The 20,782-nt window shown below is 66.5% G+C and carries 22 protein-coding genes; 6 read left to right on the forward strand and 16 right to left on the reverse strand.

The features are described from left to right. Window positions 1-143: 143 nt before the first annotated feature. Window positions 144-1,634 (reverse strand): amino acid permease, encoded by a 1,491-nt coding sequence (locus ACE04A_RS06030; protein WP_485819945.1) that lies wholly within the window; start codon window positions 1,632-1,634, stop codon window positions 144-146. 181 nt (window positions 1,635-1,815) lie between these two features. Here ACE04A_RS06030 and ypfH point away from each other — a divergent pair, with 181 nt between their 5' ends. Both ypfH and ACE04A_RS06040 read left to right on the forward strand, forming a co-directional pair. Next, window positions 1,816-2,520: an esterase gene (gene ypfH / locus ACE04A_RS06035; RefSeq protein ID WP_259248114.1), complete on the forward strand. Its 705-nt coding sequence runs from the start codon at window positions 1,816-1,818 to the stop codon at window positions 2,518-2,520. 63 nt (window positions 2,521-2,583) lie between these two features. Further along, the gene (locus tag ACE04A_RS06040) at window positions 2,584-3,393 is read left to right on the forward strand and encodes an IclR family transcriptional regulator (RefSeq protein ID WP_448718701.1); all 810 of its coding nucleotides are present in this window, start codon (window positions 2,584-2,586) and stop codon (window positions 3,391-3,393) included. Window positions 3,394-3,499: 106 nt separating this feature from the next. Here the strand turns inward: ACE04A_RS06040 and ACE04A_RS06045 are convergent, their stop codons facing one another. The 11 genes from ACE04A_RS06045 to queE form a co-directional block, all read right to left on the reverse strand. After that, the gene (locus ACE04A_RS06045) at window positions 3,500-4,294 is read right to left on the reverse strand and encodes an SDR family NAD(P)-dependent oxidoreductase (protein WP_448718702.1); all 795 of its coding nucleotides are present in this window, start codon (window positions 4,292-4,294) and stop codon (window positions 3,500-3,502) included. A gap of 1 nt (window position 4,295) precedes the next feature. Then, window positions 4,296-5,273, reverse strand: a complete 978-nt coding sequence (locus tag ACE04A_RS06050) for a Bug family tripartite tricarboxylate transporter substrate binding protein (protein ID WP_448718703.1) — start codon at window positions 5,271-5,273, stop codon at window positions 4,296-4,298. A 71-nt stretch (window positions 5,274-5,344) separates the two neighbouring features. Beyond that, complete coding sequence (locus ACE04A_RS06055; RefSeq protein ID WP_485819946.1) at window positions 5,345-7,072, reverse strand: thiamine pyrophosphate-binding protein; 1,728 nt, start codon at window positions 7,070-7,072, stop codon at window positions 5,345-5,347. 43 nt (window positions 7,073-7,115) lie between these two features. After that, on the reverse strand, window positions 7,116-7,982 hold the full coding sequence (locus tag ACE04A_RS06060) for a hypothetical protein (protein ID WP_448718705.1): 867 nt from the start codon (window positions 7,980-7,982) through the stop codon (window positions 7,116-7,118). A gap of 247 nt (window positions 7,983-8,229) precedes the next feature. Continuing rightward, on the reverse strand, window positions 8,230-9,657 hold the full coding sequence (locus ACE04A_RS06065; RefSeq protein ID WP_448718706.1) for an efflux transporter outer membrane subunit: 1,428 nt from the start codon (window positions 9,655-9,657) through the stop codon (window positions 8,230-8,232). Continuing rightward, window positions 9,654-10,532 (reverse strand): efflux RND transporter periplasmic adaptor subunit, encoded by an 879-nt coding sequence (locus tag ACE04A_RS06070; protein ID WP_447988767.1) that lies wholly within the window; start codon window positions 10,530-10,532, stop codon window positions 9,654-9,656. Before ACE04A_RS06070 ends, ACE04A_RS06065 begins: the two co-directional genes overlap by 4 nt. 2 nt (window positions 10,533-10,534) lie before the next feature. Beyond that, window positions 10,535-10,747 (reverse strand): DUF1656 domain-containing protein, encoded by a 213-nt coding sequence (locus ACE04A_RS06075; protein WP_006219803.1) that lies wholly within the window; start codon window positions 10,745-10,747, stop codon window positions 10,535-10,537. Next, window positions 10,744-12,807 (reverse strand): FUSC family protein, encoded by a 2,064-nt coding sequence (locus ACE04A_RS06080; protein WP_438858366.1) that lies wholly within the window; start codon window positions 12,805-12,807, stop codon window positions 10,744-10,746. Before ACE04A_RS06080 ends, ACE04A_RS06075 begins: the two co-directional genes overlap by 4 nt. Beyond that, window positions 12,804-13,289 carry a MarR family winged helix-turn-helix transcriptional regulator gene (locus tag ACE04A_RS06085; RefSeq protein ID WP_259248099.1) on the reverse strand — a complete coding sequence of 162 codons (486 nt, stop codon included), beginning with the start codon at window positions 13,287-13,289 and terminating at the stop codon, window positions 12,804-12,806. The genes ACE04A_RS06080 and ACE04A_RS06085 overlap by 4 nt, the downstream gene beginning before the upstream one ends. Window positions 13,290-13,684: 395 nt before the next feature. Then, window positions 13,685-14,128 (reverse strand): 6-carboxytetrahydropterin synthase QueD, encoded by a 444-nt coding sequence (gene queD / locus ACE04A_RS06090; RefSeq protein ID WP_448718707.1) that lies wholly within the window; start codon window positions 14,126-14,128, stop codon window positions 13,685-13,687. Window positions 14,129-14,156: 28 nt separating this feature from the next. Then, the gene (gene queE / locus ACE04A_RS06095) at window positions 14,157-14,789 is read right to left on the reverse strand and encodes a 7-carboxy-7-deazaguanine synthase (protein ID WP_050446994.1); all 633 of its coding nucleotides are present in this window, start codon (window positions 14,787-14,789) and stop codon (window positions 14,157-14,159) included. Window positions 14,790-14,865: 76 nt separating this feature from the next. On the opposite strand from queE, the gene arfB reads away from it, so the two are divergent. From arfB to ACE04A_RS06110, 3 genes are all read left to right on the forward strand, one after another. Next, complete coding sequence (arfB, locus tag ACE04A_RS06100) at window positions 14,866-15,282, forward strand: alternative ribosome rescue aminoacyl-tRNA hydrolase ArfB (RefSeq protein ID WP_100855982.1); 417 nt, start codon at window positions 14,866-14,868, stop codon at window positions 15,280-15,282. A gap of 81 nt (window positions 15,283-15,363) precedes the next feature. Continuing rightward, a complete protein-coding gene (locus ACE04A_RS06105) occupies window positions 15,364-15,717 on the forward strand; it encodes an ArsR/SmtB family transcription factor (RefSeq protein WP_259248091.1) in 354 nt (117 codons plus the stop codon). Window positions 15,718-15,802: 85 nt separating this feature from the next. Then, window positions 15,803-16,855, forward strand: a complete 1,053-nt coding sequence (locus ACE04A_RS06110; RefSeq protein WP_448718708.1) for an alkene reductase — start codon at window positions 15,803-15,805, stop codon at window positions 16,853-16,855. 52 nt (window positions 16,856-16,907) lie between these two features. Here ACE04A_RS06110 and ACE04A_RS06115 read toward each other — a convergent pair whose 3' ends face one another. Beyond that, a complete protein-coding gene (locus ACE04A_RS06115) occupies window positions 16,908-17,756 on the reverse strand; it encodes a CPBP family intramembrane glutamic endopeptidase (protein WP_448718709.1) in 849 nt (282 codons plus the stop codon). 165 nt (window positions 17,757-17,921) lie between these two features. Between ACE04A_RS06115 and ACE04A_RS06120 the strand changes: the two genes are divergently transcribed. Next, window positions 17,922-18,296 (forward strand): MAPEG family protein, encoded by a 375-nt coding sequence (locus tag ACE04A_RS06120; RefSeq protein WP_100855978.1) that lies wholly within the window; start codon window positions 17,922-17,924, stop codon window positions 18,294-18,296. Between the two features lie 76 nt (window positions 18,297-18,372). Here the strand turns inward: ACE04A_RS06120 and ACE04A_RS06125 are convergent, their stop codons facing one another. The 3 genes from ACE04A_RS06125 to ACE04A_RS06135 all read right to left on the reverse strand — a co-directional run. Further along, window positions 18,373-18,807, reverse strand: coding sequence for a carboxypeptidase-like regulatory domain-containing protein (locus ACE04A_RS06125; RefSeq protein ID WP_279997637.1), 435 nt, complete (start codon window positions 18,805-18,807; stop codon window positions 18,373-18,375). 152 nt (window positions 18,808-18,959) lie between these two features. Then, window positions 18,960-19,730: an NRDE family protein gene (locus tag ACE04A_RS06130; RefSeq protein ID WP_485819947.1), complete on the reverse strand. Its 771-nt coding sequence runs from the start codon at window positions 19,728-19,730 to the stop codon at window positions 18,960-18,962. A gap of 3 nt (window positions 19,731-19,733) precedes the next feature. Then, on the reverse strand, window positions 19,734-20,782 hold a 1,049-nt coding region (locus ACE04A_RS06135), incomplete at its 5' end, for an FUSC family protein (protein ID WP_485819948.1).

The raw sequence follows: 20,782 nt of genomic DNA on the forward strand, positions 1-20,782 counted from the left end.
ATGAATATACAGTATTGTAGCCCCGTTTTGTGGGCGGCTTTTGAGCGGCTATGGGCTGGCTATGAGCCGACTATGACCCGTCCCTGGGCCAACCATGGGCCGCCTGGTGCACTGTTTTGCGACCTGATCCGGCGGACCCGCGCCTAGCCGTGGTCCCGATCCAGCCCATAAAAGCGCATGTCCCCGTAGCGCACCCAGCGCGACTTCTTCACCACGCGGTGCCCGATCCACAGCGCCAGGAACAGCGGAATGGCCAGATACGTGGACACCACCCCGATCCAGTCGATGCGATCTTGCAGGAACGCCTGGTAGTTCTGCCCCAGCGTCACCACCAGGCACAGCACAAAGGCCAGCACCGGGCCAAAGGGAAACAGGCCGGCCTTGTAGGGCAGGTCGGCCGTGTCGTAGCCGTGCCTGACGTAGCCCTGGCGAAACCGGTAATGGCTCATCGCGATGCTCAGCCACACGATGAATTCCGTCATGCCCGCAAAATTCAGCAGCCAGATATAGACCGCCTTCGGGCTGTACACCACGCTGAACAGGCACAGGCAGGCCAGCGCCGTGGTGGCCAGCAGCGCGTACAGCGGCACGCCCTTGGACGTCAGCCGCTTGAACAGCGCCGGGGCCTGGCCTTCGGCCGCCATGTTGAACAGCATGCGGGTGGCGGCGTACATGCCCGAATTGCCGGCCGATAGCACTGACGTCAGGATCACCGCGTTCATCACGGTGGCGGCCGACAGCAGCCCCGCATGCTGGAACACCAGCGTGAAGGGGCGGACGGCGATGTCTTCGACGTCGTTGCGCAGCAATTGCGGGTCGGTATAGGGCAGCAGCAGGCCGATGATCAGAATGGCCAGCACGTAGAACAGCAGGATGCGCCAGAACACGCTATTGATGGCGCGCGGCACGTTGCGGCGCGGGTTTTCGGATTCGCCTGCTGCCACGCCCACCAGTTCGGTGCCCTGGAAGGAATAGGCCACCACCATCGCCACGCCCACCCAGGTGGCCGCGTTGCCCACGAAGGGCGCGTCGCCGATGGTCCAGTTCGCCAGCCCGACCTGGTCGCCGCCGTGGATGATGCCCACCAGCATGCCCAGGCCGACGGCAATGAAGCACAGCACGGCCACCACCTTGATCAGGGCGAACCAGTATTCGGCTTCACCGAAGCTGCGCGCCGAAAAGGCGTTCAACCCGAAGGTCAGCGCTAAAAACGCCACGCTCCAGATCCAGCCCGGCGTATCCGGCAGCCAGTAGGCCATGACCAGTTGGGCGGCCACCACGTCCACGGCGACGACCGTGGCCCAACTGACCCAGAAATTCCACCCCAGCGCGAAGCCGAAGCCGGGGTCCACGTAGCGTGATGCATAGGTGCAGAACGAGCCCGACACCGGCATGAAGGTGGCCAGTTCGCCCAGGCTCGTCATGATGAAGTAGACCATCAGGCCAATCACCAGGTAGACGAGCAGGGCGCCGCCCGGACCCGCTTCGGCAATGGCCGCGCCGGAGGCCACGAACAGGCCGGTGCCGATGGCTCCGCCCAGCGCTATCATCGTCAGGTGGCGCGCCTTGAGCACGCGGTGCAGCTGATTCTGGCTGGCGGGCGGGGCGCCAGAATCGGAAATCGGTGTTTGCATTGCAACGGGGAAAAGTGGCCGCCGCGGCGGCATTCAGGCAGGGTCCGCGACAAGGGACTGCCAGCAAGGGGCAAGGGCATCCCCAGGGAACCAAAGGGGGGCGCCAGGGCCAACGCCGCGCATTTTACAATGCTGTGACAGCGGCGCAGTCCCGCGGCCCCAGCCAGCACGGAGCAGTTTCATGGCATCTACCGGTTCACTTGAATTCCTTCCCGAGGCGGGCGTCGACGTGCGCCAATTGTTCATCCTCCTGCACGGTGTGGGCGGGTCACCCGATAACCTGCGGCCATTGGCCGACGCCGTGCGCGCGGCCTTCCCGATGGCGGCGGTGCTGGCGCCCGAAGGCTTCGAGCCCTTTGACGGCGGCGGCGCGGGGCGCCAGTGGTTTTCGGTGCGCGGCATCAGCGAAGACAACCGCGCCGAGCGCGTGGCGGCGGCCATGCCGCCCCTGGAGGCCTATGTGCGCGAGGCGCAAGCGCGCTTCAATCTATTGCAGTCGGACACCGCGGTGGCGGGATTTTCGCAGGGCGCCATCATGGCTCTGGAACTGGTGCAGGCCCACGACGGCATGGCCGGGCGCGTCATCGCGTTTTCGGGCCGCTATGCGCAATTGCCGAAGGCCGCGCCGCAATTCACCACCCTGCACCTGCTGCACGGCGCCGACGACCCTGTCATGAACGTGTCCCACATCCAGGCCGCGCAAGCCCGGCTGGAAACGCTGCACGGGGATTCCACCATCGACATCGCCAGCCACGTCGGCCACGAATTGCATCCCGCCCTGATCGAACGCGCCATCGTCCGCTTGCAGACCTGCGTGCCGCTGCGAAGCTGGGAAGCGGCCCTGGGGCTGAACCAGACGCCGCCTGATGGCACCACGGTGCATTGATCGCGGGATGAACACAGCCCGTGAATGCAGCCCGATGATTCACAGCCCGATGATCCGCACCCAATGAGCACCGCCCGTTCTTCCGTGCCGACCTCGCCGCGCGCCGCCGATGCGGTCGGTGGCGCGCAAAGCATCTTCCGCGTGCTGCGCCTGCTGAAATACGTGGGGGCCGCGCCCGCGCGGGGCGTGGGCTTGAGCGACGTCGTGCGCGACCTGGGCCTGACCCCGCCCACGGCGCATCGCATGTTGGCGGCCTTGTTGCAGGAAGGCTTTCTGTCGCTGAACGCCAAGCTGAAAACGTACAGCCTGGGGCGCGAGTCCTACATCCTGGGCCTGGCCGCCGAAAGCCGCCACGGCATCAAGGCGATTGCGGAATCCGCCGTGCTGCGGCTGGCCCAATCCACCGGCGACACCAGTTTCCTGTCCGTGCGTTCCGGCCACGAGGCCGTGTGCGTGGACCGCAAGACGGGCGACTTTCCCATCAAGATCCTGACCCTGGAAGTGGGGCACAGGCGGCCCTTGGGCGTGGGGGCGGGCAGCCTGGCGTTGCTGGCGTTCCTGCCCAACGACGATATCGAGCGGGTGCTGGCCCGATACGACGCCACCAGCGCGCCCGACCTGCCGTCCACCGACATGCTGCGCGACGACATCGCCGCCGCCCGCAAGCAGGGCTATGCGCTGAACCCGGGGCGCATCATCCCCGACATGCTGGGCGTGGGCGTGCCGGTGTTGGACCGCGAGCAGAACGTGGTGGCCGCCTTGAGCGTGGCGGCGATCCGCTCGCGCCTGTCGGGCGCGCGCCTGCATGACGTGGTGGCGGCCTTGCAACGCGCCGCGGCCGAACTGTCGGCGGACCTGCTGCCGCGTCCTTGAATTTGCGCCGGAGCACGCCCCTGAATGTGCGCCGGAGCGCGCCCCTGAACGTGCCGCGGAGCCGGCCCCAAAGCCGGCCCCAAAGCCGGCCCCGCGGCACGAAGGGCTAGCGCCCCGCGCAGGCCTTGCCGCCATCCACCGGCAGGCACACGCCGGTGATGTACTTGGCTTCGTCGCTGGCCAGGAACAGCGCGGCGTGCGCCACGTCCCAGGCATCGCCCATGCGGCCCATCGGGCTGGCGGCGTTGCGACGCTGGCGCATCGCTTCCACGTCCTGGAACTGGCCGGCAATTTGCTGGTAGATCAATGGCGTGTCGATCACGCCCGGCAGCACCGCGTTGACCCGGATGTTGTCCGGCGCATAGCGCACGGCCAGGGAACGGGTCAGATGGTTCAACCCCGCCTTGGCCGCGTAATAGGACGTGTACGGGTAGCTGTTGACCTGTATGGAGGCCAGCGACGAGATATTGATGATGCTGCCGCCGCCTTGCGCCAGCATCGCGGGCAGCACGTGCTTGCAGGTCAGGAACACGCCGGTCAGGTTGGTGTCCAGCACGCGGTGCCAGCTTTCCTCGCTGGCCTCGATGGGGCCGCCCATTTCGGTGATGCCCACATTGTTATGCAGGATGTCGATGCGGCCCGCTTCGTCCAGCACGCGCGCCACCACCGCCTGGATCTGCGCGGACTGCGTCACGTCGGCCACCAGCGCGGTGCATTGCCCGCCCTCGGCTTCGATGACGCGCCGGGTTTCCTGGGCCGCTTCGGCGCGCAGGTCCACGGCGTAGACCCGCGCGCCTTCGCGGGCATACAGCGCGGCGGCCGCCTTGCCGTTGCCCCAGCCCGGTCCCGACGACCCCGCGCCGAACACCAGCGCGACCTTGTCTTTTACGCGCTGGCCCATGCTATTGCACCGAGATGTGGGCGAAGTCGGCCACCTTCTTCCACTTGGCTACGTCGGCCTGGATCATCGCGCCAAACTCCTCGGGCTTGTCCGCTACCACATAGGCGCCCACCCCCGCGTACTTGGCCTGCACGTCCGGGTCCGCCAAGGCCTTGCGTGAAGCGTCACTCAGCTTGGCCAGCACGTCCTTGGGCAGGCCGGCGGGCGCCAGCAGGCCATTCCACATTTCGGCGTCGTAATCAGGCAAGCCCATTTCCGCGAAGGTCGGCACATCAGGCAGTTGCGGCAGGCGCGTCTTGGCCGCCACCACGATCGCCCTCAAATTGCCCGACTGGATGTGCGCCATGGACGACGCCGCCGTGTCCCACAAGATGGGCACCTGGCCGGCGATGACGTCGTTCAGCGCCGGGCCGGTGCCGCGATACGGTACATGCATCATGTCCAGCCCGGACAACGACTTGTAGTACTCCATGGCCATGTGCGTGGCGCCGCCATTGCCCGACGATGCATACGAATACTTGCCCGGCGCGCCTTTGACCAACGCGAAGAATTGCGCGTAGTCCTTGGCCGGGAAATTCTTGTTGACCACAATCACGCCCGGCACGCGGATGATCTGCGTGACAGGGGTGAAGTCTTTCACGGCGTCATACGACAGGTTCTTGTACACCGCCGAATTGGTGCCGTTGGTGCTGGACGTGCCCAGCAGCAGCGTGTAGCCGTCGGGCGCGGCGGACGCCACCGCGCGCGTGCCGACCGTACCGCCCGCGCCACCCCGGTTTTCCACGACCACCGTCTGGCCCAACTGCTTGCCCAGCGCCTCGGCGAAGATGCGGCCCACCACGTCGGACGTGCCGCCCGGCGGAAAAGGCACGATCAGGCGGACGGGGTGGTCGGGGTAGCTGCCTTGCGCCGTGGCGGCGCCCGTCAGCGACAGGGCCAGCGTTGCGGCCGCCAGGCTCATCCAGGTTCTTCTCTTCATGGTGTTGTCTCCTCGCTTTGGTTTGTTGTGCGTGTTGTCGTTGTTGTTGTCGTTGTAGTTGCTGACTGATATCAGGCGATGCGGTCGCCCGGCTTGATCTTGGCGGCGCGGCTGTCCACGCCCGGCAACATGTGCGCCGGGTCGCGCGTGACGACGACGTCCAGGATGGTGGGGCGGTCCTTGCAGGCGTAGGCGCTGGCCAAGGCCGCCTTGATGTCCGCGGGGTCTTCCACGCGGATGCCGTTGCAGCCCAGCGCGCGCGCCACGTTGGCGTAGTTGGTTTCCACCAGGTCTGACGATTGATAGTTGCCACCACCGTACATCAGGTGTTGCAGCGCTTTGATATAGCCCGACGCCGCGTTGTTCACCACCACCAGCGTGAAGGCCAGGCCCATGCGCACCGCCGTTTCCAATTCACCCAGCGACATATTGCAGCCGCCGTCGCCGGTCAGGCTGACGACCTGCCGCCCCGGCGCGGCGGCAGCGGCGCCGATTGCACCCGGAATGCCGTAGCCGATGGAGGCAAAGCCCCGGTCGGGCACGAAGCCCCGGCCCGCGCGCTTGGTGTCGAACAGCAGGCCGCCCCAGTGCGCGGCAAAGCCGCCGTCGGCCACCAGGATGCCGTCTTCGGGCAGCGTGGCGTTGATCTCGTGCATCAGGCGCGCCATGCCGATGGGGCTGTCGGACGACGTCAGCTTGCCCTGCACGGATTCGCGCCAGGCGTGCATGGCTTGCCCGACTTCATCCGCATAGGCCTGGCGATCGGCTTGTGACGCTTGCGCCGCCATGCGTTCGCCCAATTCCTCAAGCGTGGCGCGCGCGTCGCCCCATAGCCGCAGGGCAGGGGTGGTGGTGCGGTCGAACTCTTCGGCCACGATGTCCAGATGAATGATCGGCACGCCCGCGTTCAGCAGGTCATAGCGCCGGGTGGCCACTTCGCCCAGCTTGCAGCCGACGACGAACAGGCAGTCGGCCTTGGCGATCAGGTCGTTGGCGATGCGGCTGTAGCGGCCGAAGAGGCCCGCGTTCAGCGGGTCGCTGCAAGCAATGGCGCCCTTGCCGCTCATGGTGTGCGCCACGGGGATGTTGAAGCGGCGCGCAAAGGCTTCGACGGCCAAGGCGGCCTCGCTGATGTGCACGCCGCCGCCGCACAGCATCAGGGGGCGCGCGGCGCCGGCCAACATGCTGGCCGCCTGGGCCAGGTCATCGGCGGCGGGCCGGCAGCGCAGCGCGGGGGCGCGGCGTGCGTTGGTGCTGGAATAGAACTCGTCGGCGTCAAAGGCGTGGATGGCGTGCGCGATGTCTTCGGGCACGTCCAGCACCACGGGGCCGGGGCGGCCGCTGGTGGCCACCGCAAACGCGCGGCGCACCAGCTCGGGAATGCGCTCGATCATCTCCACGCGCAGCACGTCCTTGACCACAGGGCGCAGCACTTCAAGCTGGCGCGCTTCCTGCGTCATGTTCTTCCAGGAATGCAGGCGGTGCGAATCGCCCACCAGCGCCACCAGCGGCGTGCCGGCGTTAAAGGCTTCGGCCAGACCGGTGACCAGGTTGGTGGCGCCCGGGCCCAAGGTGGCGTCGCACACGCCGGGGCGTCCGCTGACCTTGGTGTAGGCGTCTGCCGCGAACACCGCGCAGCGCTCGTCGTTGATCAGGTTGTGGTTCAGCTTCAAGCGCCGCACGGCGTCGTAGAAGGGCAGCAATTGAAAGCCGCCCATGCCAAACATCAAGCCGACGTCATGCGCGGCGAACATGCGGGCGATGGCCTCGCCGCCTGTGATTTCCAGTTTTTCCGACATGCGGATGTGCTCCTCGTTTTAGTGATTGTTGTAGTGATCGTTTCTATTGATTGACGCGCCCGTTCAAGAGGGCGTCGATAAAGGTCTTCAAGGGCGTGCCGACACGGCAGCCCAGTTCGCGGGCGCGCGCGTTCGCGCAGGAAATCACGCCCTCGTCGTAGCAGGACCTGGCGTCTCCGATGCAGGCGCTATGGGCCGACACCGTCAATGCCGCAATGCCGCGCTGTTGCAGCAGCGGCAGGCGGCCGACGCCCGCGCCGTCCTGGCCCATGCCGGCGTCGTTGAACGTCACCAGCCGGGGCGCGGCCTTGACGCCGTCGGTCGGCAGCCCGGCCAGGCGCTCGCCATGCGATGCCGTGACGGCGATCAGGCCGTTGTCGCGTTCGTCCAGCAGCGACACCGAGTCCAGGCCGACGACGCAGGGCGTGCCGGCGGCGTCGGTGCGCAGCACCATGCGGGATTCTTCGCGCTCGGCGGGTGGTGCGGGCCGTGCTGGGGAATGCGGTGAGGCGTGGGGCAAAGAGCGACCCAAAGACTGACCCAAAACCGCGGCGCATTCGGCAACGCGCATCCCGGGGCGGCAGCCCAGGGCTTGAGCCAGTGGGTTGGCATGGCTGATGACGCCACGGCGCAGCATGTCGGCGCCGTCGCCGATGCGGCAACTGCGGTAATCCGCCGTGGCGGCGGGCACGCCCCAGAGTTCCAGGTCTAGCAGGCCCGCGATGCCGGCCTCTTGCCAGCCCACGCCCGCATCGTTGAGCACTACGGCGTGAACCCGGCCCCGGGCGGCGCAATAAGCCGCATAGCGGCCGCCATGGGATCCCGCGATCACGACCCGGCCGATATCCGCGTCGCCAAGCTTGGTAATGCTGTCGAGCACTCGGGCGTCGACGCTGTTTGTGTATTCCATATTATGGATTTTTGTTCTTTGTGTTTTACGGCTGTGCGTATATGTGGCCGCCGTTGAGCATTTGCGCTCAACCGATTTCAACTGATTTGTCTCGGAATTATTCTAAAGGCCGGAAAACGTACGCGGCAATGCGCCATCCATATTGTGGAAATGGATTTAGCCAAGAAAACAGGAAGAAGCCCCAGCTTGAAACGCCGGGCAAAAAAAAGCGCCCCACGTAGGGGCGCCGATGCGGGGCATCCGCTGGCTAGTCTTCCCAGCCGCCGCCCAGCGCCAGAAAGACGGCGATCTGGTCGTTGCTGAGTTCGGCCTGCGAGGCCGCCAGCGCGCTTTCATTGCTGGCCAGCGTGCGCTCGGCGTCCAGCACGGTCAGGTAGTCGGTCTTGCCGTACTGGAACAACCGCCGCGCTTGCGAGGCGGCTTCGGCGCTTTGGTCGCGGGCGGCGCGCAAGGCGGTGTCGCGATCCAGTTGCCGCGCGTAGACCACCAGCGCGCTTTCGGTTTCGCGCAGCGCGTTCAATACGGTGGCGTCAAAGCGCGCCACGGCGGCCTTGGTGTTGGCTTCGGCCTCGGCAATGCGGGCCTGCACCGCGCCCGTGTTCGGGATCGTCCACGAGATCAGCGGACCCACGCTCCAACTGAAGGTGCCCCGGTCGCCCAACATGGCGGCGGGGCCGCCCGACGCGGCGGACAAGCCCAGCGTGACCTTGGGGTACAGGTCGGCGGTGGCCACGCCGATGCGGGCGGTGGACGCGGCCAGCGTGCGCTCGGCCTGGCGGATGTCGGGGCGGCGGCGCAACAGCGCGGCGCCGTCACCCACCGGAATGGTGCGGGTCAGGCGCGGCGCGGTGGCGCATTGCAGCAGCGACGCGGGAATGTCGTTGGGGGTCTGCCCCGTCAGCGCGGCCAGGCGGTACAGCGCCGTGCGCTGCTGCGCCTGAAACGGCGGCAGGTTGGCCTGCAACTGTTCAAGCTGGCTGCGCGCGCGCGTGACGTCCAGCGTGGTGCCACGGCCGGCGCGTTGCAAGCGGCTGACGGCATCCAGCGATTCCTTTTGCACCTGCACCGAATGCTGGGCCGAGGCCAACTGCATGCCCGCCGCGCACATATTGGCGTAGGCACGCGCGGTTTCGGCGGCGACGGTGACGCGGGTGGCGTCGTAGGCGGCTTGCGCGGCCTGGGCATCACCGCTGGCGGCTTCGATGGCGCGGCGAATCTGCCCGAACAGGTCCAGTTGGTACGACACGCTGGCGCCGGTGGAATACGACCAGCGGCTGGGCGGGTTGACGTCCGGTTGCAGTTCCTGAAAGCCCGACACGTGGCCGAAGGTGGGCGATGCGTTCACGCCGATGCTGGGCTGCTGCTGCGCCTGGGACTCCTGCACGGCGGCCTGCGCGCGTTCCAGGTTGGCGCTGGCCACGCGCAGGTCGGTGTTGGCCGACAGGGCCTTGTCGATCAGGCCGTCCAGCACCGGGTCGTTATACAGGCGCCACCAGTGTCCGGCCACCGGCTCTTGCTGATACACGCCGGGTTGCGCTTCGATGAAGGCGCCTTGCGCGCTGGGCCGTTGCACGGCGGACCCGGCGGGCGTTTGATAGTCCGGGCCCACGGTGGTGCATCCGGCCAGCGCAAGCGCCAGGGCCAAGAGAGGGGGGAGAAGGTGCCGGGCGTTCATGCTGGGTCTACCGACACGGTGGCCGTCTGGCCGGCGACCAGGCGCACGCCCTCCGGCACGGCGTCGATCTTCACGCGCACCGGAATGCGTTGGGCCAGGCGCACCCAGTTGAAGGTGGGGTTCACGTTGGGCAGCAGATTGGCGCCCGTGCTGCGGTCGCGGTCGGCAATGCCCATGGCGATGCTTTCCACATGGCCGCGAATGTGGCGCGAATCGCCCATCAGCGTCACCGTGACGGGGGCGCCTTCGTGGATGCCGGGCAGCTTGGTTTCTTCAAAATAGCCTTCCACATAGAAGCTGCCGGCGTCCACCAGGGCCATCACGCCGCGCCCAGCGGTAGCGTAGGAACCCGCGCGCAAGTCCAGGTTGGTGACGCGGCCATCGCTGGCGGCCACCACGCGGCTGCGCTCCAGATTCAGGCGGGCGGTGTTCAGTTGCACTTGCGCCTGCGCCAGCGCGGCTTCGGTCTGCTGCACCTTGGTCTGGCTTTGCTCGACCGCTTCCGCGGCCACCAGCTGGCCCAGCGAGCGGTTGCGCTTGGCGTCACGCAGTGCCTGGTCGTGCGCCACTTGCTGCGATCGCACCGACGCCTGGGCCTGGTCGAAGGCCAACTGGAAGCGGGCGCGGTCAATTTCAAACAGCAGGTCGCCGGCCTTCACGTCCTGGTTGTCGTGCACGGGCACGCTCGTCACCAGGCCGGAGACGTCGGGCGCCACCTGTACCACATAGGCCTTGACGCGGCCATCGCGCGTCCAGGGTTCAACTTCGTAGTGCACCCAAAGCTGCCAGCCGGCGTAAGCGGCGGCGGCGACGACGATGGCCGTCACCGCGAACTTGCCGATAGCAGCAGGGCGAAGGGCGTTGGGGAGTTTCATACCTATCTCTGTAAAAAATATGGGGAAATCAGGGACACGCCATACAGCAGCACCACGAACAGCGCCAGATCAAACAGCGCGGGATGCCACACCAGGCGGTACAGGCCGACGCGCGCCAGCACGCGGCGCAATGCCCAGGCCACGCCGAGCGTCACGACGCCCAGTACCAGCAGCCAGGGGAAGTAAATGCCGTACAGATTGAATTCACCGATCATGATGCGTGGCCCTCCATGGTGGGATGGGCGGGTTGGTAGTCGGGGGCGTCGGGAAAGAAAGCGCGGCGGATGCCCACCAGCGCCACCACCGCGCGGTCGCGGGCGGCCAGGCCTTGCGGCGTGGCGGCCACGCTGGACAGCGCGCGGTCGATCTGCGCCAGGAACTCGGGCGTCTTTTCTCCGACGCGCCACGCGGAGCGCGCGCGGAAGAACTGCGCCAGGCTGTTCAACACGGGCTGGATCGTGGCATCGGCCATCGGCAGATGACGGCGGGCGCGCTGCAATTCGGTAATGTCGCGGCCCACGCGCAGGTCTTTCAGCGCGTCGGCGGCCACCAGGTCGTCGGGCCGCTGGGCCAGCGCCAAGCGCGGTTGCAACAGGCCGATGCGGTCCAGCATGCGGGCGGTGTAGGTGTGGCGCGACGGGGCGCGCGACGAGGCGGCCAGCGTCGCCAGTTCCTTCCAGTTGGCGGCCTGGATGCGGCGGGCGCTCCAGTCGGCGCTGACGGTGCGGAACACGGCGGCAATGATGGCGGCGGTGGCCACGCCCATGCACTGGGCAACCTGCGTGTCGATGAAGGACACCACGTCGGCGGTGTGGGTGTCTTGCAGCGCCATGGTGCCCAGAAAGCCGAACAGCATCGCCATGCCCTTGCCGGTGCTGGCGGGCCGCGCAATGAAAATGCCTAGCACGAAAGCGGTGGGCAGCATCGCCAGGGCCAGCATTTCAAAGGAATGGATGGCCGGCATGATGCCCAGCAGATACAGGGCCGACAACGGAATCGAATACACCGTGTAGGTCAGGAACTGCATGATGCCCGGCACGGGATTGTCTTGCGACGCAAAGAAGCAACTGAAGATGGCGGCCATCAACGCGGCGGTGGCGCCGTTGCTCCAGGCCGTGCCGATCCAGAACGCGCAGCACACGGAAATGGCCACGCCCGCGGCCAGCGCCGACAGCAGCGCCATGCCATGGTCGCGGTGCAGCGCGGCGTTGGGGTCGCGGGCAGCGTGGGCCTTGTGTGCCGAAGCCCGTTGTGGCGCGCCTGCCAGGCCGGCGTGGATCTCGCGGCGCAGGGCCAGGCATTCGTCATACGTGTCGATCAGCTCGCGCAGCCGCGTCATCAGGCTGGCCAACAGTGCGTCGCGCCAGGTGGAATGGCTGTCGATGGCGGGGGTCAGCCGCGAGACGGCGGCGCGTAGCTGCACGGCGGTGTCGTGCGAGGCCTGGGCGCCGGCATTGATCCATTCCGAAATATCGTTCAGCAGCGCGGACACGGGTTCGGGCAGCGGCTGGTCATTGGCCTGAAGCGCCCGCAGGCGGTCTTCCACGGCCGACACCGCCGGCGTCAATGCTGAAATCTGGTCCTGCATGGCGCGCACCGCGCCGGACGTCCAGCGCAGGTTGCTGGTGTCGAACGGCACGTGGGTGGACAAGAGCCGCAATTGGGTGATGTCGTTGGCCAGCACGCGGCGGTCGCGGTCGCGCTGTTCGGCGGTCTTGCCGCTAAGCGTGTCGTGCATCCAGTTGCGGGCGTCGCGCACGGCTTTATCCAGTTGCAGCGTCAAGGCGGGCGCCAGGCCCCGGGGCAGCACAATGCTGTGGACCAGCGTGGCGCAGACGATGCCCAGGGTGATTTCCTCAACCCGGGCAAGCGCGGTGTCGAAGACCAACGACGGGTCGGTCACGCTGGGAAAGCCGATCATGGCGGCGGTGTAGCCCGCCAGCATGAAGAGGTAGGAGCGCGGCGTGCGGTCCAGCACCGACATATACAGGCAGGCGCCCACCCACAGCACCATGGCGGCGGTCATGACGACGGGCGAATTCGACAGGCGCGGCACCAGGTAGACGGTGGCGGCCGAGCCGGCAAAGGTGCCCACCAGACGGTACAGCGCTTTGGAACGCACGGCGCCGGACCAGGGTTGCGCCACGACGTAGGCGGTGGTCATCGCCCAGAACGGACGCGGCAAACCCATGCTGTAGGCCAGATAAAGCGCCATGATGGCGCTTAGGTAGCTCTTGAGCGAAAAAAGGGTTTCGCGGACGTTGGGCAATTTCACGATGCGTTGTCCTGTTGCTGCTGTGGCTGCGCGCTGGCCGCGCCGCGTCCCAAGGACACATTCAAGGCGTCGAACACGCGCAGGCAGGCTTGCAGATCGGTTTCGCTGACGCCGCTGAACAAGCGCCGGCGCAGTTCCACCAGCACGTCTTCAACCTGTGCGCGCAGCGCATGGCCGGCATCGGTCAGGTGCAGTGTTTTGGCGCGGCGGTCATGCGCGTCTTCGCGGCGTTCCATCAGGCCGGCGGCGACAAGTTGGTCCAGCACGCGAACCAGGGACGGACCTTCAACGCCCAGCGCCTCGGCCAACGCGCCTTGGCGCACGCCGTCGCCCAGGCGTCCGGCCAAGATGACCGGCCAGGCCGTGGCTTGGGATAAACCGTAATCGGCCAAGGCCTTGTCGGCCGCCCCGCGATAGGCGCGCGACAGCACCATCAGGTGAGCGGTGGTTGCCATGAGTTGGGAGTCTGAAGGAGTGTGCATGAAATCGATTGTATCCTATCTATTAGCTTACTAATGATTGAATGTGTCGAATGGGACGATAGGAATTTTTAATCGGCGGATTCTTGTGTCTTATCTTGCGCGCGCTGTACTGAACCCGCGGCAACGCACGTAGGATGGGTGGAGCGCGAAATGACCCGTGGCAAGGACCCCTCCGTTGAGCGCGCGTAACCCATCGAACCACCGCCAGGATGTGGCCGGATTGTTTCGGGTTTTGGCGTTGATTGATGGGTTACGCGCGAACGGCAATTGGGTTCTTGTGCCTTTTCTTGCGCGCTGCACCCATCCTACGATGGTCGGCGATCCACCGGCGATCCATCCGCGATCTATCGGCGATCCATCCGCGATCTATCGGCGACCCATCCCGCGGCCAACCCTCAACCGTTGCAGTCCGCCCAGCAATTCGGGGTTTCATACAGGCGCACGCGGGACAGGCGCAGGTCGGCGCCGTAGTGGCCTTGGTAGTGCGGGACCAGCGTGTCGAACACGATCTTGGCCAGGTTTTCCGCCGTGGGAATGCGGTCCAGCACGACGGTCTTGTGGTCGGGCAGGGTGTCCAAAAAGCCGCGTACGGCGGCGTCGCCTTCGTACACCAGGAAAGCATGGTCCCAGACGTCCACGATGTGGGTCTTGGCGATGTGCTTGATCTCGGAAAAATCCATCAACATGCCGTTGTCGGATTCGCCGGGGGCTTGCACCACGTCACCCGTCAGGGTGATTTCAAGCACATAGCGGTGGCCATGCAGGTTGCGGCATTGGCTGCGGTGATCGGGGATACGGTGGCCGGCGTCGAATTCCAGCCTGCGGGTAACGGAAATCATCGCGCGGTCCGCCGCGCGTGGGGGGTCATCATGGAATGCCTATGTATTTGTGGGTCTGCAAACTCAGCCGCCATTGCGGATGCTGCATACAGTACTGAACGGCACGCTCGGTATTGGCCACGCGCGCGGGGCCGTCCATGGGTTGCAGGAAAAAGTGCTCGAAATCCAGGTGCGCGAAGGTCTCGGGCAACGCATTCAACTGCGGGTAGACCAGCTTCAACTCGTCGCCGCGTTCGATGACCAGCGGCGCCGTGCCCTTGGGGCTGACGCAGATCCAGTCGATGCCGGCGGGCGGCTTGACGGTGCCGTTGGTTTCGATGGCCACGGTGAAGCCGCGGGCATGGATGGCGGTGAGCAGCGCCGCGTCCAGTTGCAACAGCGGTTCGCCGCCCGTGAAGACCACGTAGCGGTCTTGCGTGCCCGGTCCCCAGGTGGTGGCGATGGTGTCGGCCAAAAGGTCGGCCGTGGCGAACTTGCCGCCGCCTTCGCCATCGGTGCCGATGAAGTCGGTGTCGCAGAACGTGCAGGCGGCGCTGGCGCGGTCGCTTTCGCGGCCGGTCCAGAGGTTACAGCCCGCAAACCGGCAAAATACCGCCGCGCGGCCTGCGTGGGCGCCTTCGCCTTGCAGGGTCTTGAATATTTCTTTGGCGGAGTAGGTCATAAGGTTGCTGGCGGCCGGAGGCGCCGCGAAAATCGGGCAAAAGCGGATTATTTTACTTGGTATAGACTCCCGCCCTATGTTTCATGTCCAAGATTCCCTGTATATCGACGAACGCGACCTGACGTTCAGCATGATCCGCGCCCAGGGCGCGGGTGGCCAGAACGTCAACAAGGTGTCCAGCGCCGTCCATCTGCGCTTTGACGTGCGGGCCTCGCGCCTGCCGCCCGAGGTGCAGGACGCCGTGTGCGCGCTGAGCGATCACCGCATCTCGAAAGAGGGCGTTATCGTCATCAAGTCGCAGTCGTTTCGCAGCCAGGAAAAAAACCGGGCCGAAGCCATTGAACGGCTGGTGGCGATGGTGCGCGCCGCCATCCAGGTCGACAAACCCCGCCGCGCCACCAAGCCCACACGATCTTCCCAACGCCGCCGCGTGCAACGCAAAGTCCTGCACGGCGAGGTCAAGCGCCTGCGTGGCCGGGTGCAAGGCGACTAGGCAAAACCCCGTAGCCCAAAGGGGCATGACCATATATCGAATACTTTCGATTTAAGATTCGATAAATTGCGATATACCAATATGACTCGCTCCGCTTCCGCTTTGTCCTCCGATCAGACCGGCGCAGAACCCGGAATTGATACCGACGCCATCATCAAGGCGCTGGCCAATCCGGTGCGGCGTGACATCCTTGCGTGGCTGAAGACGCCGCATGCGTATTTCGAGGAACGCCCGGGCCACTCCTTTGAACATGGGGTGTGCGCGGGCCACATCGATGACCGCTGCGGCTTGTCGCAGTCGACCGTGTCTTCGCACCTGGCCGTCTTGCAACGCGCGGGCCTGATTACGTCGACCAAGGTGGGGCAGTGGGTCTTTTTTCGTCGCAATGAAGCCTTGATTGCCGCGTTCCTGCGGCAGTTGAACCAGGATATGTAGTCAGCCGGCAGGCGTGTGCCAAGCCACGCCACGCTGTATGCCGCTGCGCACCGCGCCCCATCGACCCGGGGCGGAAGGACTTTGCATGAGCACCCTGTTTGAACCCCTGCGCGTTGGCGCGCTGACGCTGCGCAACCGCCTCGTCATGGCCCCCTTGACGCGCCAGCGCGCTAGCGAAGGCCGCGTGCCCAACGACTTGATGGTCGAGTACTACACCCAGCGCGCCGGCGCGGGCCTGATCTTGACCGAAGCCACCGCCGTGACCCCGCAAGGCGTGGGCTACGCCGACACCCCCGGGCTGTGGTCCACCGAACAAGTGAAGGGCTGGCGCAAAGTGACGGCGGCCGTGCACGAAAAAGGCGGCTTGATCGCGGCCCAGCTTTGGCACGTGGGCCGCATTTCCGACCCCATCTTCCTGAACGGCGAACTGCCCGTTGCGCCCAGCGCCATCGCGGCCGGCGGCCATGTCAGCCATGTACGCCCCAAGCGTGCCTACGTCACCCCGCGCGCGCTGGAAACGGCCGAGCTGCCCGGCGTGGTCGAGGCTTACCGCCATGGCGCGCAAATGGCCATGGAAGCGGGTTTCGACGGCGTTGAAGTGCATGCCGCCAACGGCTACCTGCTGGACCAGTTCCTGCAAGACAGCACCAACCAGCGCACCGACCAATACGGCGGATCGCTGGAAAATCGCGCCCGCCTGCTGCTGGAAGTGGTGGATGCGTGCGTGGCCGTCTGGGGCGCCGACCGCGTGGGCGTGCACCTGTCGCCGCGCGGCGATATCCACACCATGGGCGATTCCGATCTGGCCACCACCTTCTTGTACGTGGCCAGCGAACTCGGCAAGCGCGGCATCGCCTTCATTTGCGTGCGCGAACATGAAGCCGAAGACAGCCTGGGCCCGCGCCTGAAGGCGGCCTTTGGCGGCGTCTACATCGCCAACGAGGGCTACACGCGCGAATCCGCCGAAGCCGCCATCAACACCGGCCGCGCCGACGCGGTGGCGTTTGGCGTGCCGTACATTGCCAACCCCGACCTGGAACGCCGGTTTGAATTGAACGCCGAGCTGAACACGCCGGTGCCGTCCACGTTCTACGCGCAGGGCGCGCTGGGGTACACGGATTATCCGGCGCTGGCGTAAGCCGTTCGCCGTGCGGGAGCACGGCACCGGGGCAGGGCACTAGAACACCGCCCTAGAACATCGCGCGCATCGGGTAGGTGAACAAACCGAAGTGCGCGGCGTTCAGTCCCAAATGCGCCAGCACCGCGGCCGCTAGTCCGCCATGGCGGTAGGCCACGCCATAGGCGGCGCCGGCGATGGTGGCCAGCAGCATCCATTGCCAGCCGCCCGCGAAATGCGCCAGCCCGAACAGGATGGCGGCCACGCCCAGCGCGGCCCCCGCGCCCCAGGCATGATGCCGCCAGCGCGCGGCCAACTGCTGCTGCACATAACCGCGAAACAACGCTTCCTCGGCCAGCGTGACCAGCAACGCATTGTTGATGAGCCAGATCCAGCCCGAGTCCGGCCACTTGGGCGCCCAGCCCACCACGCCCATCGCCAGCGCAATACCCAGGCAGGCCAGCACCGCCGCGCCACAAGCCAGCACGGCCGCCAACAAGGTGCGGCGCAGGTCGGCGCCCGCCATGGGCGGCGCCAAGGCCAGGACTACCCAGAAGGCAACCAAGGGCTTGTCCAGGTTCAGATACATGCCAAACGCCACCGCGTCCGCCGTCAGCGGCGCGGGCGCAATGACCAGCGGGTTGTGAAAGCCCGGCGCCAGATGCAGGAAGAGCGCGCCAGCCATCAGCAGGAACAAGACGTGGCCGGCCACGCGCGCCGCGTCGCCCGATCCTGGCCGCACCCAGGTCGCCGCCAGGACCAGCAGCGCCGGCGCGGCGAATGCCACGGGATCAACGATGCCGTCAGCCCAAGCCCACCCCCATGCGACCGCCAACGGCGCCAGCGCCCAGCGTCGAGTGGCGGGCGGCCAAAGCAGGGCGGCAGCAAGGAACAGGGCGGGCCAGGGGCTGAGCAAGGTCATGAAGCAGGCGGGCGGAAAGCAAAGCGCAAAGTGTAAGCGCGCATGCCCGCTCTACCCACGTTCCAGGCTTTTCATTTCGACGCTTTCAGGCGACCATGCCGCAGCGGCGGCCAAACGCCCGTCACCCCATCCGGCCCAGCTTTGGGCGGCGCTTCAGGAGCCAGTATGAAAATGATCGCGTGGTTGATGTTGGCAGCGGCATTGCTGCCCTTGGTATCGACAATCATCGCCAAGGCGGGGGGCAACAAGTTCGACAACAACGACCCTCGCGCATGGCTTGCCCGCCAGGAAGGCTGGCGCGCGCGCGCCAACGCGGCGCAGATCAATGCCTTTGAAGCGCTGCCGTTCTTCTTCGCGGCGGTGCTGTTTGCGCTGTACACCCAGGCGCCGCCCGCCCATGTGGCCACGCTGATGGCCTGCTGGATAGGCGTGCGGCTGGGCTATCTGGCCATGTACGTGGCGGGCTGGGGCGCGTTGCGATCGCTGGTCTGGGCGATCAGCGTGGGCTTCGTGATCGCCATCCTGTTTTCCGGGGTCTAAGGGAAACAAACCCCTGGAATCAAGCCCTTGGGAATCAAGCCCCTGGATATCAACCGCTGGAGCTCAAGCCCCAGCGTCACTTCCATTCAAAAACGGCGCGCGCGGTGCCCGTGCCTTGCACGGTTATCGCGCGTTCCTGTGTCTTGCCCTCAAACGTTGCTGAAATCTTGTAGCTGCCCGCAGGCAGCTTGACCAGCATGTAAGGGCCTTCGGAGGTCGCCTTCAAGACCTCCTTGCCTTGTGCGTCGAGGATGGTGACGGCGACGCTGGCCACATAGTCGGCCGTGCCGTCGCGCTGCGCCGCGAAAGTCAGCGCCAGCGGATAGTCTTTCGCGGCGGCCTTCATGGCTTCGGATTCATCGATGCCGATGCCGCCGCTGACGTATTGCACCGAGCCCTGGTGCTTGACCGGCGGCAACGCCGCTTGCGCGGTGGACAGCACGCCGGCGATGGCCATGCTGCCCAAGGCCATCATGGCGGACAGGGTGCAGCGTTCAATGCGTTTGTTCATCTGATTCTCCAGACGTGGATGATTGAGCTTCGACCCGGGCGACGGCACGGAGTTCGCGGCAGTGCGTCTCGGAGCTCAACCGTTTGTTTCCGTAGCCGTGATTCTGCCGCTGCCTTTCTGCCCGTCGCGTCACCCAGCATATCCCCGCGCTTTCACGCTTGCCAGGAAAATGCCAGCCGGCTTTCACCGCTGACCGTGCCGTCGGGTGCAAAGCGCCGTTCGTCCAATTGGCCCGCGCCACCCTCGCGCAGCACCAGCACGCTGGAGGCGCGGGTGCCGTAGTCGGGGCTGACGATGAACGGGCTGCTCAACAGCCTTTCGCGGTCGGGGGGCAGGCCGGTGGCGGGCATGTCCTCGTCCGTGGCGGTCTGCCGGTCCGCCAGCGCCTCGAACAAGGCGGGTAGATCGGGTTGCGGCGTTCGGCCCAGCACCTCGGTAAACGCCGTCTTGGTGCGGGCCAGCTTGGGCCAGGGCGTGTCCAGCAAATGGTTGGACAGGGCATAGATGCCGGGCGCAAGCGGGCGCGGCGGGCCGTCGCGGTTGCTCAGGTACCAGGCCTGGCGGGTGTCGCCCACGATCAGGTTGAAGCCGTTGTACGCCTGATCCGATTCATGCGTGCGGGCCAGGTACGCCTGCGGCGAGTCGTTGCCGCGCAGGTAGTCCTCAACCAGCGCGCCGCGCGACGGGGCGGGGGCCAGATACCGGCCCGGTTCGCGAAAGTTGGTGACCAGCGCAAAGCGTCCTTGCGCCGTCACGCCCATCCAGGTGCCGCCGGCAAGCCCGTCGCGCCCCGCGTACAGGCCGGGCGCATCGGCCCATTGCGCGGCCGGATGCGTGGGGCGCGCGTGGAATTCGTCGCGGTTGGCGGCGATCAGGACGGGAATGCCCGGCAAGGCGTGCAGGGCCAATACGGCAAGACACATGGTTCAGACCTGGTTGGGTGGAGGGGTAAGGGGATGGGTGGAGCGGCGCTTGGGCAAGGCGGCGAGGGGCGCGGCGGCAAATTCCGGACCGGCCAGCACAGCGCGCAAGTTCTCGATTTCGGCGGCCACGTCGGCCAGCGCTGGTGAGGGGGCGGCGATGGCCGCAACAGGCGGCGCCGCGCCTTCCGCCACTGCGACGCTCAAGGCGTGCAAGGCATGCGCCAGTTGCCCGACCTCGGCGGCGCGGGGCGTGGGCTGGTCGGCGGGCAGCGACCAGGCCGTGTCCGACACGGTGTTGGCCACACGCTCCAGCGCCACTTCCACCGGCCACCAGGCCAGCGCGCGGCGGCTGACCAAACGCGGCTCGGACAGGCCGCGCTGTAGCGCAATGCGCAAGTCCGACAGGCTCGCATAGGCGCGGGCGCGCAGGGCGTGGCGCTTGGCGGGGTCCGCCTGGAACACCGTATTGACATAAGCGGCCAGCGTGTCCATCGCGGTGGCGACGGCGTGATCCAGGTTATTGCGCTCTATGCGGATCCACGGCAGATAACCCACCAGCAGCACGATGCCGGCCGCCACGCCCACATCAAGCAGGCGCGCCAGCGCGATGGCCCAGGTACCGGGCTGCAAGGCCCCGATCAGCAGCATCAGGATAGGCACCAGAATGGCGGAAAACAGCCCGTAGTTGCGTCGGATTGACCAGGGCAGCAAGGCCGCCAGCGCCGCCACCGTCAACACGCTGGCAATGCCGTTCTGGTCCACCGCCAGCACGGTCGCGCTGATGGCTACGCCTACCACGCTGCCGCCGCAGCTTTGCAGCGCCCGCGCAAATACCGAGCCGAAGTTCGGCTTGAAGATCACCACCACAATCAAGGGCACCCAGTACGAACGCGGCAGTGACGCGGCCAGCGCCACGGCTTCGGCGGCGACCAGGCATAGCCCCAGCCGAATCAGGTAGCGCACGGTGGTCGGACCGGGTCGGTAGGTGCGTGCAAGCACCCGCCAGGGCGTGCGCGGAGGCACCGGCGCAAGCAAGGCTGCGGGGTCGGCGT

This window comes from Achromobacter colocynthidis (assembly GCF_057334535.1).

Excerpts from the sequence above, each read along its gene's own strand:
- ACE04A_RS06030 (WP_485819945.1), bottom strand. The coding sequence starts at position 1,634 with ATGCAAACACCGATTTCCGATTCTGGCGCCCCGCCCGCCAGCCAGAAT.
- ypfH (WP_259248114.1), top strand. The coding sequence starts at position 1,816 with ATGGCATCTACCGGTTCACTTGAATTCCTTCCCGAGGCGGGCGTCGAC.
- ACE04A_RS06040 (WP_448718701.1), top strand. The coding sequence starts at position 2,584 with ATGAGCACCGCCCGTTCTTCCGTGCCGACCTCGCCGCGCGCCGCCGAT.
- ACE04A_RS06045 (WP_448718702.1), bottom strand. The coding sequence starts at position 4,294 with ATGGGCCAGCGCGTAAAAGACAAGGTCGCGCTGGTGTTCGGCGCGGGG.
- ACE04A_RS06050 (WP_448718703.1), bottom strand. The coding sequence starts at position 5,273 with ATGAAGAGAAGAACCTGGATGAGCCTGGCGGCCGCAACGCTGGCCCTG.
- ACE04A_RS06055 (WP_485819946.1), bottom strand. The coding sequence starts at position 7,072 with ATGTCGGAAAAACTGGAAATCACAGGCGGCGAGGCCATCGCCCGCATG.
- ACE04A_RS06060 (WP_448718705.1), bottom strand. The coding sequence starts at position 7,982 with ATGGAATACACAAACAGCGTCGACGCCCGAGTGCTCGACAGCATTACC.
- ACE04A_RS06065 (WP_448718706.1), bottom strand. The coding sequence starts at position 9,657 with ATGAACGCCCGGCACCTTCTCCCCCCTCTCTTGGCCCTGGCGCTTGCG.
- ACE04A_RS06070 (WP_447988767.1), bottom strand. The coding sequence starts at position 10,532 with ATGAAACTCCCCAACGCCCTTCGCCCTGCTGCTATCGGCAAGTTCGCG.
- ACE04A_RS06075 (WP_006219803.1), bottom strand. The coding sequence starts at position 10,747 with ATGATCGGTGAATTCAATCTGTACGGCATTTACTTCCCCTGGCTGCTG.
- ACE04A_RS06085 (WP_259248099.1), bottom strand. The coding sequence starts at position 13,289 with ATGCACACTCCTTCAGACTCCCAACTCATGGCAACCACCGCTCACCTG.
- queD (WP_448718707.1), bottom strand. The coding sequence starts at position 14,128 with ATGATTTCCGTTACCCGCAGGCTGGAATTCGACGCCGGCCACCGTATC.
- queE (WP_050446994.1), bottom strand. The coding sequence starts at position 14,789 with ATGACCTACTCCGCCAAAGAAATATTCAAGACCCTGCAAGGCGAAGGC.
- arfB (WP_100855982.1), top strand. The coding sequence starts at position 14,866 with ATGTTTCATGTCCAAGATTCCCTGTATATCGACGAACGCGACCTGACG.
- ACE04A_RS06105 (WP_259248091.1), top strand. The coding sequence starts at position 15,364 with ATGACTCGCTCCGCTTCCGCTTTGTCCTCCGATCAGACCGGCGCAGAA.
- ACE04A_RS06110 (WP_448718708.1), top strand. The coding sequence starts at position 15,803 with ATGAGCACCCTGTTTGAACCCCTGCGCGTTGGCGCGCTGACGCTGCGC.
- ACE04A_RS06115 (WP_448718709.1), bottom strand. The coding sequence starts at position 17,756 with ATGACCTTGCTCAGCCCCTGGCCCGCCCTGTTCCTTGCTGCCGCCCTG.
- ACE04A_RS06120 (WP_100855978.1), top strand. The coding sequence starts at position 17,922 with ATGAAAATGATCGCGTGGTTGATGTTGGCAGCGGCATTGCTGCCCTTG.
- ACE04A_RS06125 (WP_279997637.1), bottom strand. The coding sequence starts at position 18,807 with ATGAACAAACGCATTGAACGCTGCACCCTGTCCGCCATGATGGCCTTG.
- ACE04A_RS06130 (WP_485819947.1), bottom strand. The coding sequence starts at position 19,730 with ATGTGTCTTGCCGTATTGGCCCTGCACGCCTTGCCGGGCATTCCCGTC.